At 64.1% G+C, this 13,535-nt stretch carries 13 protein-coding genes; 6 read left to right on the top strand and 7 right to left on the bottom strand.

Annotation, left to right across the window (positions count from 1 at the left end; translation table 11 throughout):
- Positions 1-26: 26 nt before the first annotated feature.
- Complete coding sequence (locus HX613_RS14260; protein WP_235345921.1) at positions 27-1,133, top strand: adenosine deaminase; 1,107 nt, start codon at positions 27-29, stop codon at positions 1,131-1,133.
- Positions 1,130-1,588, top strand: a complete 459-nt coding sequence (locus HX613_RS14255; RefSeq protein WP_235345920.1) for a hypothetical protein — start codon at positions 1,130-1,132, stop codon at positions 1,586-1,588. The genes HX613_RS14260 and HX613_RS14255 overlap by 4 nt, the downstream gene beginning before the upstream one ends.
- Here the strand turns inward: HX613_RS14255 and HX613_RS14250 are convergent.
- The 5 genes from HX613_RS14250 to HX613_RS14230 all read right to left on the bottom strand — a co-directional run bounded on the left by HX613_RS14250 (position 1,564) and on the right by HX613_RS14230 (position 5,319).
- Entirely contained in the window at positions 1,564-1,866 is a 303-nt protein-coding gene (locus tag HX613_RS14250) for a hypothetical protein (RefSeq protein WP_235345919.1), read from the bottom strand. The genes HX613_RS14255 and HX613_RS14250 overlap by 25 nt on opposite strands.
- Positions 1,867-1,944: 78 nt before the next feature.
- On the bottom strand, positions 1,945-3,141 hold the full coding sequence (locus HX613_RS14245) for an FAD-dependent monooxygenase (RefSeq protein ID WP_235345918.1): 1,197 nt from the start codon (positions 3,139-3,141) through the stop codon (positions 1,945-1,947).
- 39 nt (positions 3,142-3,180) lie between these two features.
- A complete protein-coding gene (locus HX613_RS14240) occupies positions 3,181-3,894 on the bottom strand; it encodes a hypothetical protein (RefSeq protein ID WP_235345917.1) in 714 nt (237 codons plus the stop codon).
- Between the two features lie 165 nt (positions 3,895-4,059).
- The gene (locus HX613_RS14235; RefSeq protein ID WP_235345916.1) at positions 4,060-4,746 is read right to left on the bottom strand and encodes a GNAT family N-acetyltransferase; all 687 of its coding nucleotides are present in this window, start codon (positions 4,744-4,746) and stop codon (positions 4,060-4,062) included.
- A gap of 78 nt (positions 4,747-4,824) precedes the next feature.
- Positions 4,825-5,319, bottom strand: a complete 495-nt coding sequence (locus HX613_RS14230; protein WP_235345915.1) for a MarR family winged helix-turn-helix transcriptional regulator — start codon at positions 5,317-5,319, stop codon at positions 4,825-4,827.
- 195 nt (positions 5,320-5,514) lie between these two features.
- Here HX613_RS14230 and sucC point away from each other — a divergent pair, with 195 nt between their 5' ends.
- The 3 genes from sucC (at position 5,515) to HX613_RS14215 (ending at position 9,056) form a co-directional block, all read left to right on the top strand.
- Entirely contained in the window at positions 5,515-6,684 is a 1,170-nt protein-coding gene (sucC, locus tag HX613_RS14225; RefSeq protein WP_235345914.1) for an ADP-forming succinate--CoA ligase subunit beta, read from the top strand.
- A gap of 18 nt (positions 6,685-6,702) precedes the next feature.
- On the top strand, positions 6,703-7,599 hold the full coding sequence (gene sucD, locus HX613_RS14220; protein WP_198396941.1) for a succinate--CoA ligase subunit alpha: 897 nt from the start codon (positions 6,703-6,705) through the stop codon (positions 7,597-7,599).
- Between the two features lie 278 nt (positions 7,600-7,877).
- Positions 7,878-9,056, top strand: a complete 1,179-nt coding sequence (locus HX613_RS14215; RefSeq protein WP_235345913.1) for a threonine aldolase family protein — start codon at positions 7,878-7,880, stop codon at positions 9,054-9,056.
- 58 nt (positions 9,057-9,114) lie between these two features.
- On the opposite strand, the gene HX613_RS14210 is transcribed toward HX613_RS14215, so the two are convergent.
- A complete protein-coding gene (locus HX613_RS14210) occupies positions 9,115-9,519 on the bottom strand; it encodes a universal stress protein (RefSeq protein ID WP_235345912.1) in 405 nt (134 codons plus the stop codon).
- Positions 9,520-9,713: 194 nt separating this feature from the next.
- Between HX613_RS14210 and HX613_RS14205 the strand changes: the two genes are divergently transcribed.
- Positions 9,714-10,994 (top strand): class I SAM-dependent methyltransferase, encoded by a 1,281-nt coding sequence (locus HX613_RS14205; protein WP_235345911.1) that lies wholly within the window; start codon positions 9,714-9,716, stop codon positions 10,992-10,994.
- Between the two features lie 15 nt (positions 10,995-11,009).
- Here HX613_RS14205 and HX613_RS14200 read toward each other — a convergent pair whose 3' ends face one another.
- Positions 11,010-13,514, bottom strand: coding sequence for an ABC transporter (locus tag HX613_RS14200; RefSeq protein WP_235345910.1), 2,505 nt, complete (start codon positions 13,512-13,514; stop codon positions 11,010-11,012).
- Positions 13,515-13,535 lie beyond the last annotated feature (21 nt).

The following is a 13,535-nucleotide window of genomic DNA, read 5'->3' as shown; positions in this document are numbered from 1 at the left end:
CCACGCTGATCCGATAAGCTGTGCGGGTGTTGAATAATCCCGCTGGTGTCGCAGCAGACGACCCGATCCTGCAGTTGCCCAAAGTCTCCCTCCATGATCACCTCGACGGTGGCCTGCGCCCCGCCACGCTGATCGAACTGGCTGCCTCTGTCGGCCACGAACTGCCCGCCACCGAACCCGATGCGCTGGCCCAGTGGTACCACGATTCCGCGAGCTCCGGTGATCTGGTCCGCTACCTCGAGACCTTCTCTCACACGGCAGCCGTGATGCAGAGTCGTGAGGGCCTGATGCGAGTGGCCAAGGAATGGGTCCTCGACCAGGTCGCCGACGGTGTGTTCTACGCTGAGGCCCGCTGGGCTCCGGAGCAGCACCTGGAAGGCGGACTCGAACTCGACGAGGTCGTCGAAGCCGTTCAGGAAGGACTCGAAGCCGGAGTCATCGAAGCCTCCTCGGACGGCAAGTTCATCCGCGTCGGTCAGATCATCACAGCCATGCGCCAGGCGGACAATTCCATGGCCATCGCAGAACTGGCCATCAGGCACCGCGAGAAGGGATCCGAATCCGGAGTCGTCGGCTTCGACATCGCCGGTCCTGAGAACGGCTTCCCGCCCTCGGCGCACCTGTCCGCGTTCAACGCACTCCACCAGGCATATGTGCCCGTGACGATCCACGCCGGTGAGGCTGCCGGCAAGGACTCGATCCACGAAGCTCTCACCATCTGCCATGCCCAGCGCATCGGCCACGGTGCCCGCATCGTCGAGGACATGGACATCGTCGAGGGCGAAGGTCAGCTGGGCAGCCTGGCTGCTTGGGTTCTCGATCAGCAGATTCCGCTCGAGCTGTGCCCCAGTTCGAATCTGCAGACCGACATCGGCGGCTCCATCGCCTCCCATCCGATCACCGGACTCAAAGACTTGGGCTTCGCCGTCACCATCAACCCGGACAACCGCCTGATGTCAGCGACGTCGGTCACGCGTGAGATGCGTCTGCTCGTCGATGAGGCCGGCTGGACTCAGACCGACCTCGAGTGGGCGACCGTCAACGCTGTCACCGCGGCGTTCCTGCCACTCGATGTGCGCGAGCGCATGCTCGACGAGATCCTCATTCCAGGGTTCGCCCGGGTGAATATTTGAGTTCACGGGACAAGCGTTCGAACATACCCGACGGCTCCTCGCCGTCGGGTGGTTCGGCCGAGCCTGACGGTCACGGTGTTCCCACCCCACGAGCGATGCTGCTGGTCGTTGTGGTTCTCGGGATTCAGGTGCTGGCCCTGCTGGGGTCCGCCCTGTCATTCATCCTCACCGCTCTCAGTGCAGGTGCTCTTGCAGGTTCGCTGCTGGGGCTGGCCGTCATGTTCCTCATCTTCGCTGCCGGCGTGGCCGCTGCGGCGCGCGGATCATGGAAACTGCATCGTTGGGCCCGGCCGGCGGCGATCGCCTTCGAACTGCTCGTCATCGTCTTCGCCTTCAGCGTCATCGCCGGAACCCTGTGGCTCGGGCTGGCCTGTCTGGTCACGGCGCTTGCTGTGCTTCTGGGGTATTTCCTGCCCTCGGTCGTCGACGCCTACAACCGGGCACTCGAAGGCTGAGGCCTCGGACCTCGGTGCCGCATTCCCTCGAATCGTGTCAGGACGTTCGTCAGCCGCTGAGCCAGCGGCGCGAGTTCGACAACTAGCGCCTCGAACTCATCGAGGACTTGTGCGTCCCAGCCGGCGTCGGAATGATCGTTGGTCGCGAAGGCTTCATCGGCCGTGGGCCTGATCTGCCAGTCGATGGTTGCGTTGAGCATCCGGGCGACGAGGGCATCTGCCGCCCCCGCTGCAATGGACGGGATTCCCTGACGTGCCTCGCCCGTGATGTGACACATCGGGCGAACAAGCTCTGCCAGCCGCCAGCCGCCAGCCGCCTGCCGCCAGCCGCCTGCCGCCAGCCGCCAGCCGCCAGCTCAGGCGCTCGGCGGGTGCCACTTCTGTACGCTGGCGGCTTGGGCCGCCGTGACCTTGGCAGGCGCAGCAGAGAAGATCGCATCTCGGATTCCGGACAGGAACGGTGACTGCATCTGGAAGACGGCACCGAGAATTCGAGACTTCGCTGCAATCGACTGACTGCGCCTCTTGCGCAGCCGGTCGTAACGCCGCAGCTGAACGTCGACTCCTCCTGCTGACGTCGACGTACCCGCTGAGCTCACCGAGTCCGCTGGGGACACTGGGCCCGACGAGTCCGCGATGACCGGTGCCAGCAACGCGGTCAGTGTCGCTGCATCCTCGAGGGCCTGACCGCCGCCCTGACCCAGATTCGGGGTCATCGCATGGGCCGCATCGCCGAGGAGGACGACGCGTCCCCGGTGGTAGGTCGGCAGGGGAGCGGCGAGGTCTGAAATCGCGGTCCGCCGGATTCGGTCACTCGGTGTCGTGGCTATGAGCTCAGCGATCGGTGCGTGCCAGGAGGAGAACAGGTCCCGCACAGCCGCCTTCTCATCGGCGAAACTCGCGTGCTGGGGCATGTTCGCCACCGCGAACCAGTACACGCGCTCGTCCTTGAGTGGAGCGATGCCGAAGCGCAGGCCCCGACCCACGGTCTCGCCAGCGGCTCCATCGAGGTCGACCGGGCGTTCGGTGATTCCACGCCAACTCGAATATCCCGAATAGCGAGGTCCGATTCCGGACTTGATGGTCTCTCTCACCTGGCTGTTGAGACCATCGGCACCGATGACGAGATCGAAGTTTTCCTGGGGACCGGGTCCGACCGTCACCGTTCCAGCGATGCTCGCCGAGGTGACGAAGGCGTTGGTGCGCACGGTTCCCTCATCGAGGGCATCGAGCAGTATCCGATGCAGGTCGGCTCGGTCGACGATCCGCAGCTCTCCGACGCTGTCGGTGGGAAGGCGTGCGATCCAGCGTCCGTCGGGGCGTCGTTGGCCCGCAGCGAAGGACTCTGCCTTCTTGTCAGTGATCGCTGCGAACTGAGGGCCGAGGCCCAGGGATTGGAGGGCCCTGAGCCCATTGGCGAAGACGGACAGACCTGAACCCCCGGCGCGCACCTCGGCGGCCCTTTCGAACACGGTGACCTGTGCGCCGGCCTTCTGCAGGCCGACGGCGGCTGAGAGTCCGCCGATGCCGGCTCCAACGATCGCGATCTTCATGGGGTGTGGTTCTCTCGTGCGAGTTCTGAGGTGTCTGCCTTACTGCTGAAGGTACTCCCCGCAGGCCTCGGTGAGGAAGTCACCGGCGACTCCACCCTCTTGGTTGAGGCTGGCTGCGGTCTTCTGAATGCCCCACCAGACCTGGGGAGAGGCGCCCCACTGCTGACGGAAGTCCTCACGCTTATCGGGGTCATCGGCCAGATCTTGAGCGGCCAGCGAGATTCGGTCCTGAGCGTCCTCGGCCGTGCACCGAGCCTCATCATCGGGGCCCTTCGGGTCGAGCTCCGGTATGTCATCGGAGTTCTTCGCCTTCAGGGTGTACGCGGACCCGCCGATCTCCTCAACGGTGAAGGTCCCCTGAACGAGCAGGAACGGTGACTTCTTCGTATCGACGTTCTCGGCATCGACGGTGACACTGACACTGTCCGGAGTGTCGGCGGTGACGGTGGCCTCACCCGAATCGGGAACGTCGGGGTTGCCGGTGTGGACATAGACCTTGAGGTAGGCCTCGGACTTGTTCGCGGCCGCCTCGGCGAGGCCCTGCCACAGGGGATCAGCGTCCTTCGCACCTCCGGGAGAGGAGTCGACGATGGAGACCTTCGGAGCGTCATCGGGGGTCTCGACCGGAATGACCTCCTCCTCGCTGACGGAGGGACGCGGTTCGGGGCGGGTCTCCTCCGAGGTGGGAACGCAGGCTGTCATCGTGGCCAGCACTGCGGCGGTGGTCAGGAGGGCAAGAGAGCGAATTCGCATGGTTCCTCGTGAGGTGGTCGTCGTGGCGGTGCCGGACCCAGGGCCCGGTCTCGCCTTCCAGCCTAATCCGAGAGGTCGCGCTCGCACCGGTGGACGCGCTGGCCTGGGCCCGATTGCTGGGGTCCGACTGCTCGGCTTGCATCGAGCTCGTGCGTTGTCTGCTGTCTACTGTGCTCGGTTCGGCATGAGATCGCTCAGGCTGACCTTCTGCGCTCCGGCCTCGTCGAAGTTGTCCTCATCGAGCCACCGCACATAGGCCGCGCGCAGACTGGGCCATTCGGTGTCGATGATGGAGAACCATGCGGTGTCGCGGTTGCGGCCCTTGATGACGAGGTGCTGTCGGAACAGACCTTCGAAGGTGAAGCCGAAACGCGTCGCTGCCTTCCTCGACGGCGCATTGTCGTTGTCGCACTTCCATTCGAAGCGCCTGTACCCGCTGGCGAAGGCAAGGTCGGCGAAGAGGAAGAATGCCTCGGTGGCTCCTCGAGTCTGTGACAGGGCCGGTCCCCACAGGATGTTGCCGATCTCGATGACGCCGTTGTTCGCATCGATGCGCATCAGCGCCTGTCGACCCTCGGCCCGCCCGGAGCTGCGGTCGACCACGGCGAAGAACAGCGGATCGGTCGATTCGGACGCTGTGCGAATCCACTCGTCGAAGTCCGAGCGTGCGGTCTGCGGCATCTGCGGCAGGTACCGGAAACGCTCATCCGATCCGTCCGCCGAGGCTGCTGCGAAGAGTGAATCCGCATGGAGCTGGGGGTCGAGGGGCTCGAGGTCGACATAGCGACCGTGGATCGTCTCCCGCCGAGGTGGCTTGACCCCGGTCCAGTCGGTGAGGTTCGCGTCGGTCATGACATCTCCTTCTCGTTCGTCATTGAACTCTTCCTTCCGTCGGACTGGGTCTGCCCGAGTGCACCCTGTGACAGGTGCTCAGCTCTCGTCGGCGTCGAATCCGGTCGAGAGCTGCCGCAGCAGTGAGGCGAGCTTGCGACGTCCTGCCGGAGTCAGGTCGCTGAGGATCTCGCGCTCCTTGACCAGCAGGTCGGCAAGAGCGGAGTCGACCGTGGCGCGGCCAGCGGCCGTCAGCCGCACGAGCACACCTCGGCGATCTCCGGGGTCTGGCAGTCGTTCGACCCAGCCGGCGGTGACGAGTCGATCGATGCGGTTGGTCATGGTGCCGCTGGTGACCAATGTCTCCTGCAGCAGAGTTGAGGGGGAGAGCTGATAGGGCTCACCGGAACGGCGCAGGGCGGAGAGCACGTCGAAGGCCCACCCCTCGATGCCGTAGTCGCTGAAGCTGGACTTCCGTGCCAAATCCAGTTGGCGGGCCAGCCGTGAGACGCGGGAGAGTATCTCCATCGGTGACACGTCGAGATCCGGGCGCTCGTGGCGCCATGCCGCGACAATCCGATCAACCTCGTCCATGTTCCGATTTTACGTCCAGATCAAGATTCTTTGGACCAAAGATACTTTTTAGCGAGACATTTCTTACTCATTGGCTGATTTGGCCTGCACGTTTGGATGGACGGGGCCACTTGGGAATAAAGTGGTCATGGTTGTTGCATCCGTCAACGCACCTGCGGGGCCAAAAGACCCGGCAGTAGAAACGAAGGAATACACGTGGATCTTTTCGAGTATCAAGCACGTGACCTGTTTGAGAAGCACGGAGTGCCCGTGCTCAAGGCTCAGGTCGCGACGACACCAGAAGCAGCGAAGAAGGCAGCCGAAGACCTCGGCGGCGGAGTAGTCGTCGTCAAGTCTCAGGTCAAGATGGGCGGCCGCGGCAAGGCCGGCGGCGTCAAAGTTGCGAAGAATCCTGAAGAAGCCGAAGCTCGCGCCAAGGACATCCTGGGTCTCGACATCAAGGGCCACATCACCGAAAAGGTGATGATCGCCGAAGGCGCAGACATCGCTGAAGAGTACTACTTCTCGGTCCTCCTCGATCGGTCCAACCGCACCTACTTGGCCATGTGCTCCAAGGAAGGCGGAGTTGAGATCGAGCAGCTCGCTGAGGAACGCCCGGAAGCTCTCGCCAAGATACCAGTCTCTGCCATCGACGGAATCGATGCTGCGAAGGCCGAAGAGATCGCCAAGGAAGCAGGCTTCGACGCGGAGACCGCCGCTAAGGTGGCCCCCGTGCTGATGTCCCTGTGGACCGTCTTCGAGAAGGAAGACGCATCCCTCGTTGAGGTCAACCCGCTGGTCAAGACCGGTGCCGGTGACATCATCGCGCTCGACGGAAAGGTGTCTCTCGATGAGAACGCCGACTTCCGCCAGCCTGAGCACGAGGAGCTGCGCGACGACAGCGCAGAGAACCCACTCGAGCTCAAGGCCAAGAAGCTCGACCTCAACTACGTCAAGCTCGACGGCGAAGTCGGAATCATCGGAAACGGTGCCGGACTCGTCATGTCGACCCTCGACGTCGTCGCCTACGCCGGTGAGAAGCACAGCAACGTCAAGCCTGCCAACTTCCTCGACATCGGAGGCGGAGCCTCTGCTGAGGTGATGGCCAACGGTCTCGAGGTCATCCTCGGCGATGAGCAGGTCAAGTCAGTCTTCGTCAACGTCTTCGGCGGAATCACCGCCTGTGACGCAGTGGCCGACGGCATCGTCAAGGCCCTCGAGATCCTCGGCGACCAGGCCACCAAGCCGCTCGTCGTCCGCCTCGACGGAAACAACGTCGAAGAAGGACGTGCGATCCTCAAGGAAGCCGCGAACCCACTCGTCACTCTGACCGACACCATGGACGGTGGAGCCGATAAGGCCGCCGAACTGGCTGCTGCCAAGTAAGGAAAGGTCTTTACATAAATGTCTATCTTCCTGAATTCCGATTCGAAGATCATCGTCCAGGGCATCACCGGCGGCGAAGGAACCAAGCACACTGCGCGCATGCTCGCAGCCGGATCCAACGTCGTCGGCGGTGTCAACGCCCGCAAGGCCGGCACCACCGTCAAGCACAACGACAAAGACGGCAACGAAGTTGAGCTGCCCGTCTTCGGATCAGTCGCCGAGGCAATGGAAGCCACCGGTGCCGACGTCTCCGTGGCCTTCGTGCCGCCTGCATTCTCCAAGGATGCGGCCATCGAAGCCGTTGACGCCAAGATCGGTCTGCTCGTCATCATCACCGAGGGCATCCCGGTCCAGGACGCCGCCGAAGTCTGGGCACGTGCTCAGGCCGCAGGCAATGCGACCCGCATCATCGGACCCAACTGCCCGGGCATCATCTCGCCAGAGGCATCGCTGGCAGGCATCATCCCTGCCAACATCACCAAGAAGGGCAAGCTCGGACTGGTCTCCAAGTCCGGCACGCTGACCTACCAGATGATGTACGAACTGCGTGACCTCGGCTTCTCCACTGCCATCGGAATCGGTGGTGACCCGGTCATCGGCACCACGCACATCGATGCGCTCGAAGCGTTCGAGAACGATCCTGAGACCGAAGCCATCGTCATGATCGGCGAGATCGGCGGAGACGCTGAAGAGCGTGCCGCTGCCTACATCAAGGACAACGTGACGAAGCCGGTCGTCGGCTACGTTGCAGGCTTCACAGCTCCCGAGGGCAAGACCATGGGCCACGCCGGCGCCATCGTCTCCGGCTCCTCAGGAACCGCTGCGGCGAAGAAGGAAGCCCTTGAGGCTGCAGGCGTGAAGGTCGGCAAGACCCCGACCGAAACCGCCGACCTCATGCGCGAACTCCTCGCCTGAGTCGTCCCGCTCGACAACAGCGCGGTCAGGGTGCGACCGCTCAGCACACACGCTAGGCAACTGCACCTTGACCGCGCTTTTGCGTGTCCGCAGGAAAGTGAGCGGCTGGCGGCGGCGCGTACCGATGCGTCACGCACCGGGAGCAGCAATTCACACCCGGGCTCGCTTTCCCTCCAGTTGGTTCAGCAACCCATCCCGCCAGCATCAAATCACCCCGTTGCAACGGGTGGTTGTGGAACGGACTGTGCGGGGCCGGCGCGGGAGGCTAATCTGAACGTGTGAATGATCAGACACCGCTGTCCCAGAACATACCGGCCGGCCAGGCGACGCCACCCGGCCAGGCGATGCCCCTCGGCCAGGCGACGCCCCTCGACCCGCAGCCCCTCGACCCGCAGCCCGTCGACACCTCGCCTTCGGCTCACCCGCGCAACTTCGGCTCCGACAATTGGGCCGGTGCCCACCCGGAAGTCATCGCCGCAATCACGGACGCCAATGTCGGACACACTCCCGGATACGGGGGCGACCCCTGGACCGCGCGCCTCGGCGAGGTGATGAAGGGCCACTTCGGCCCCTCCGCCCAGGCGTTCCCGGTCTTCAACGGCACCGGCGCCAACGTCCTCGCGCTGCAGTCGGCGCTGCCCCGCTGGGCGGCCGTCATCACCGCAGCCTCCGCCCACATCAACTATGACGAAACCGGCGCACCGGAAAAGGTCGGCGGACTCAAGATCATTGGCGCAGCTACCCCCGACGGGAAGCTGACTCCCGAGATCATCGAAGGCGCGGTCCTCGGCCGCGGCAACGAACATAACGCTCAGCCCTTGGCCGTGAGCATCTCGGAATCGACCGAGTGGGGCACGACATACACGCCGGAGGAGATTCGCCAGATCGCCGACACGGCTCACAGGCTCGATATGATCCTGCATGTTGACGGTTCGCGTCTTGGCAATGCCGCGGCCTATTTGAACACTGAGCTCGGATCGCTGACGACGGCGACCGGCGTCGACATCATCAGCCTTGGTGGGACGAAGAACGGACTCCTCGGCGCAGAAGCGATCGTCGTCCTCAACCCCGACATCGGCCAGGGGATGAAGTTCCTGCGGAAGATGAACCTGCAGCTGTCATCGAAGATGCGATTCCTCTCCGCCCAGCTGGGCGCCCTCTACGATGGCGAGCTGTGGCGCACCTCCGCGAGTCACGCCAACACCATGGCCCAACGATTGGCAGATGGCCTCGCCGAGGCGGCCGCCACCGGCCGTGCACCCGATATCTCGATCGTGGCGAAGACCGAATCCAACGTCGTCTTCGTGCACATGCCTGAGGAGGTCGCAGCACGAGCTCGGCAGAAATTCGCCTTTGCCGACTGGCCCATGGCCAAGAATGTCGTGCGCCTCATGTGCGCCTTCGACACCACCGCCGAGGACGTCGACGACCTCATCGCAGCCATCGTCGAGGCCTAAGCTACAGCGTGCTCCACGGTAGGTATGTGCTGCGTGGGAGTGAGTCCTCCCCAGCGCACTACTTCTTCTTGTCGGCCTTGACAGAGACGACAGGAACGTCGGCGTCGAGGATGATGCGCTGAGCGGTTGAGCCCATGATGAGTTTGCCGACGGGGGAGCGGCGACGCGATCCGATCACGATCATGCGGGTGTCTTCGGTCGCCTCGGCGAGGGCGAGGAGTTCCTCAACAGGGTCATTGCCGCGCAGGAACTGCAGGATCTCATGGGAGACCTCGGATGAGCGCAGCGCCTCTTTGAGCTCGTCCATGTCCTGATTCGTCGCGACACCGCGTTCGTCGGGGGTCTCTCCGATGCCGGCATTGAGCACGATCACGGTGTCATCGAAGGCCCTCGCCTGGTCGATGCCGAACGTGACGGCAGCCTTGCCTTCGGGTGAGGGGGAATAACCGACGAGAATTGTCATGATCTCTCCTGATACGACACTGGACGAAGCTCCCTCAATTAGTAGCACATCTGCGTGCTGCGACGCTCCTCAGTCCGCCCCAACCTGCACGCAAATCAGTCTCAAGCTGCACCGCAGATCTGTGTGAATCGGTCGTTCCTGGTGGTGGCGCATCCGCGACTGAAGCAGGGGCTCAGTCCGACTAGACTGTTCTAATGCCTTCTACCCTCCTGTCGCCGGATTCTTCTGCCCGCCACCGCAGTCAGGAGCTGCTGGAACAGTTTCCCGAGCTCGCTGCAGTTCCGGGATTCCCACAGGCCAGGATCCTCACCGAGTATGTCCTGGGGAGACGCAGCGGAGAGCTCGACGTCTCCGGGCGTGCGACGGAAGGAACATTCGTGGACGCCGAGGCGGTTGCCGGGCTTCCGCACGAGGTCCTCATCGTCGATGACGGCCAGGGACTGCAGTCGCGGCTGTTGAGCGAGATCGTACCCGTGCGCACCTACAACGATCGGGTGGACGAAGCGCGCACCGTCGCCGAGGTGGCAGATCAGGCCAGTGCCATCGACGATCTCGCTGTCTTCGCCCCGGAAGCGCAAGAAGTCTGGGCGATCGTCAACGCACCGAAGGCCACCCAAGCGTTGGCCGAGACGATCGCCGCCGTCCAGGCGCACGTGACCACGATCATCGTCATCGGCCGCAGCGATTCGATGAGCCGAGCCGTGAACAAGGAATTGGCGCGTGGTTTCGCCCGCGTCGATGTCTCGCCAGGCGTCGGCAAGCACCGCATGATCATCGGCAGCCGCCCGCTGTCGTCGCCGAGCCTACCGAGCTTTCCCAAGCACAGCAGAATCGATCATCCGGCCACAGGTCCGCTGCAGGTCAGAGCCCACGGAGCCTGCTTCTCCGGGGTCAAAAGCGATGAAGGCTCGGCCGCGCTGCTCACGGCTCTGGCCGCTGATACTCAGGCCGCCGATATTCAGGCCGCTGAAACCAGAACTGCTGGTGTCCAGACCGCCGAGGCGGGTCCTGGTTCCCCGAACTCGGTCCTCGACCTCGGGTGCGGGAACGGATGGCTGCTGGCTGCAGCGATGCAGGTGACGGCGGCGGACAAGGGTGCCGGTGTGGACGTGTCGAAGGCGGCGGTCGCCTCGGCGAGGGAGACTGCGGAGGCGAACGGACTCGATGTCGAGACCATCCTCGCCGATGCCACGGATGTGCAGGCTCTGACAGGCGCAGACTCTTCGGTGCGCACTGGCGGGCAGGACCTCATTCTGCTCAACCCGCCGTTCCATCAGGGCACGACCATCGAAACTGACACCGCTGCCGGACTCATGCGCACAGCGGCCGAGCTGCTGGCACCCGAGGGACGAATCTTCACGGTCTACAACTCACACCTGCACTACCGCGAGACTCTGGAACGCGTCATCGGGCCCAGCGAACAGGTCGCTCGCACCAGCAAGTTCACCGTCGTCCGCAGCCTCAGACGCGGCTGAGAGTCTCAGCCGCCGCTAGCTGACAGAGGTGCCGAACCGCGCCGACAGCACTTCGGCCGTGGCACCGACGCCTGCCGTGGCGACCTCGTCCGGCCGGCCGGAGGCGACGATGTGACCGCCCTGGGGGCCAGGTCCAGGGCCCATGTCGATGAGCCAATCCGAGCCGGCGGCCAGCTCCATATTGTGATCGGCGATGAGGATCGTATCGCCTTCGTCCACGATCTGGCGGAAGAGCCTCCCCAGGACCCGAGCATCACTGGGGTGCAGGCCGTTGGCCGGCTCATCAAGGATGAATAGTGAGCGCTCACGTCGCTTCCTGGCCCGCATCACCGCGGCTAGCCGCAGCCGCTGCGCCTCACCGCCGGACAGCGTCGCCGAGGACTGTCCGAGCAGCAGACCACCGAGGCCGACCCTCTGCAGGACCTCGAAATGGGCGACGAGACCGAGGCGTTCGGCGAACACCGTCGCCGCCGCATCGATCGACAGATCGAGGACATCCGCGATGGTCAGCTCCTCGACTGTGACCTCGAGTGTCTCCTCTATGAATCGGCGGCCCTCGCATTCGGGGCAGGTGCCGCTGGAGGCCGGCAGGTGGACGAGATCGATGGTGATGATGCCCAGGCCCTCACAGCGGGGGCAGCGTCCCCGGGCGGTGTTGAAGGAGAACTGTGAGGCGGTGAAGCCACGACTGCGCGCCAGATCGGTCTTCGCGAACAGGCTGCGGATCTTATCGAAGATGCCCAGGTAGGTGCCGATGACTGATCGCGGGGACCGGCCGATGGTGGACTGATCGAAGCTGACCACCCGGTCGAAGACCTCGAGCCCGGCAGCATCGGCCTCGGCAAGATCTCCTCCCTCACCACCGCTGCCACTGCGCCGGGATATCGTCGGCGGTTCCTCCTCACCATCGAACGGGGAGGCTCCAGCGCTCCTGGCCAGTGTCGCCACCGACCGCAGCACCGAGCTCTTGCCCGCTCCGGAGACTCCAGTCAGAGTGGTGAGACCGCCGATGGGAAAGGCCAGTGCCAGTCCGCGGAGGTTGTTCGCCGACAGGCTGGTGCACCGAGCCCAATCTTCGAATTCCTGGGGTGCTCGCCAAGGTTCGCTAGGAGCCTCATTGCGCAGGCGGACAGCGGTCGAGCTCTCCCCGTCGAGTGCCTCGGCGACGGGTCCGGAGAACATGAGCTGGCCTCCACGTGCACCTCCGCCGGGACCGAGCTCGATCACCCAATCACAGCGGCGCACGATCTCCATATCGTGTTCGACGAGGATGACCGTATTGCCCGCATCGCGCAGAGCCTCGATGTGGGTGAAGAGGTGATCAGTGTCCTTCGGGTGCAGACCGGTGGAGAGTTCGTCGAAGACATAGACCATGCCGTGAAGGCCGCTGTGCAGATGGGCTGCCAAGCGCAGTCGCTGCAGCTCACCGGGGGAGAGGGTGGCCGCTGACCGTTTGGGCGGAAGGTAGCCGACGCCGAGGCGCTCGATCACGTCGGTGCGCTTGTCGAGTTCGTCGAGGAGGACGTGGGCGGCCTCATCTGTGGCTGCGGAGAATCGCTTCGATTCGCTGGGGCCGCGTTCGAGGTCGGCGGCGATGGCGGCGTTGATCGTCACGGCTAGGTCTGTGAGGCTGTGGTCGCCCACCTCGGCGATGTTGGCGCCACCGATCGTCACCGACAGAGCTGCGGGATTGATGCGGCTGCCGTTGCAGTCGGGGCAGAGTTCGTTGCTGAGGTACTCCTCCGTGCGTGCCCTCACCGTCTCGCTGCCGGTCGTGATCATCGTGTCGAGCAGATATCTGCGGGCGCTGCGGAACTTGCCCGTGTATTCGCGGGCGACGTGGTCGAGTATCTTCTCCGGCTCGACGGTCACCGATGGTGTGTCTTCCGTGGTCAGCAGCCAGGTGCGGGTGTCAGCGGGCAGGCGCTTCCAGGGAATGTCGACGTCGATTCCCAGTGCCTCGACGAGGTGTTTGAAGTTCCGTCCCAGCCAGCCTCCCGGCCACGCGGCGATGGCACCCTCGCGAATGGTCAGTGATTCGTCGGGTACGGCTGCGTTGAGGTCGAGGTCATGGATGCTGCCCTTCGCCGCGCACGTCGGGCAGGCGCCCTCGACGGTGTTGGGGGAGAAAGCAGAAGCAAGCAGACGACCCTGGTTCGCCGGGTAGTCGCCGAAGCGGGAGAACAGCACCCGCAGCAGATCAGAGACCTGTGACAGGGTGCCCACGCTCGAATTCTCCGGGGGAGTCGACACAAGCTGTTTGACTGCAATTGCGGCAGGAAGGCCCGTGATCCGGTCGACCTGGGGCGCGGAAACCGCGCCGAGGAGGTGACGGGTGAAAGGGGAGACCGATTCGAGGTAGCGGCGCTGAGCTTCGGCGTAGATGGTGTCGAAGGCCAACGACGACTTGCCCGAGCCCGATACACCACAGATGCCGATGAGCTGCCTGTGCGGCAGAGAGACGGAGAAACCGGACAGGTTGTGCTCGCGAGCGCCGACGACGCCGATCTCTTCGGTCATGATGTGCCCATTTCCTCTCGT

Origin of the sequence: Brevibacterium sp. UCMA 11754 (genome assembly GCF_021532275.1) — a bacterium.
Taxonomy (GTDB): Bacteria; Actinomycetota; Actinomycetes; order Actinomycetales; family Brevibacteriaceae; genus Brevibacterium.
The sequence above is the reverse complement of the archived record's forward strand: the minus strand, read 5'-3'. Positions and strand labels throughout refer to the sequence as shown.

What these genes read in the sequence shown, in the direction of transcription:
- HX613_RS14250 (WP_235345919.1), bottom strand. Translation starts at nt 1,866, where the DNA reads ATGTGTCACATCACGGGCGAGGCACGTCAGGGAATCCCGTCCATTGCA.
- HX613_RS14245 (WP_235345918.1), bottom strand. Translation starts at nt 3,141, where the DNA reads ATGAAGATCGCGATCGTTGGAGCCGGCATCGGCGGACTCTCAGCCGCC.
- HX613_RS14240 (WP_235345917.1), bottom strand. Translation starts at nt 3,894, where the DNA reads ATGCGAATTCGCTCTCTTGCCCTCCTGACCACCGCCGCAGTGCTGGCC.
- HX613_RS14235 (WP_235345916.1), bottom strand. Translation starts at nt 4,746, where the DNA reads ATGACCGACGCGAACCTCACCGACTGGACCGGGGTCAAGCCACCTCGG.
- HX613_RS14230 (WP_235345915.1), bottom strand. Translation starts at nt 5,319, where the DNA reads ATGGACGAGGTTGATCGGATTGTCGCGGCATGGCGCCACGAGCGCCCG.
- sucD (WP_198396941.1), top strand. Translation starts at nt 6,703, where the DNA reads ATGTCTATCTTCCTGAATTCCGATTCGAAGATCATCGTCCAGGGCATC.
- HX613_RS14210 (WP_235345912.1), bottom strand. Translation starts at nt 9,519, where the DNA reads ATGACAATTCTCGTCGGTTATTCCCCCTCACCCGAAGGCAAGGCTGCC.
- HX613_RS14205 (WP_235345911.1), top strand. Translation starts at nt 9,714, where the DNA reads ATGCCTTCTACCCTCCTGTCGCCGGATTCTTCTGCCCGCCACCGCAGT.
- HX613_RS14200 (WP_235345910.1), bottom strand. Translation starts at nt 13,514, where the DNA reads ATGACCGAAGAGATCGGCGTCGTCGGCGCTCGCGAGCACAACCTGTCC.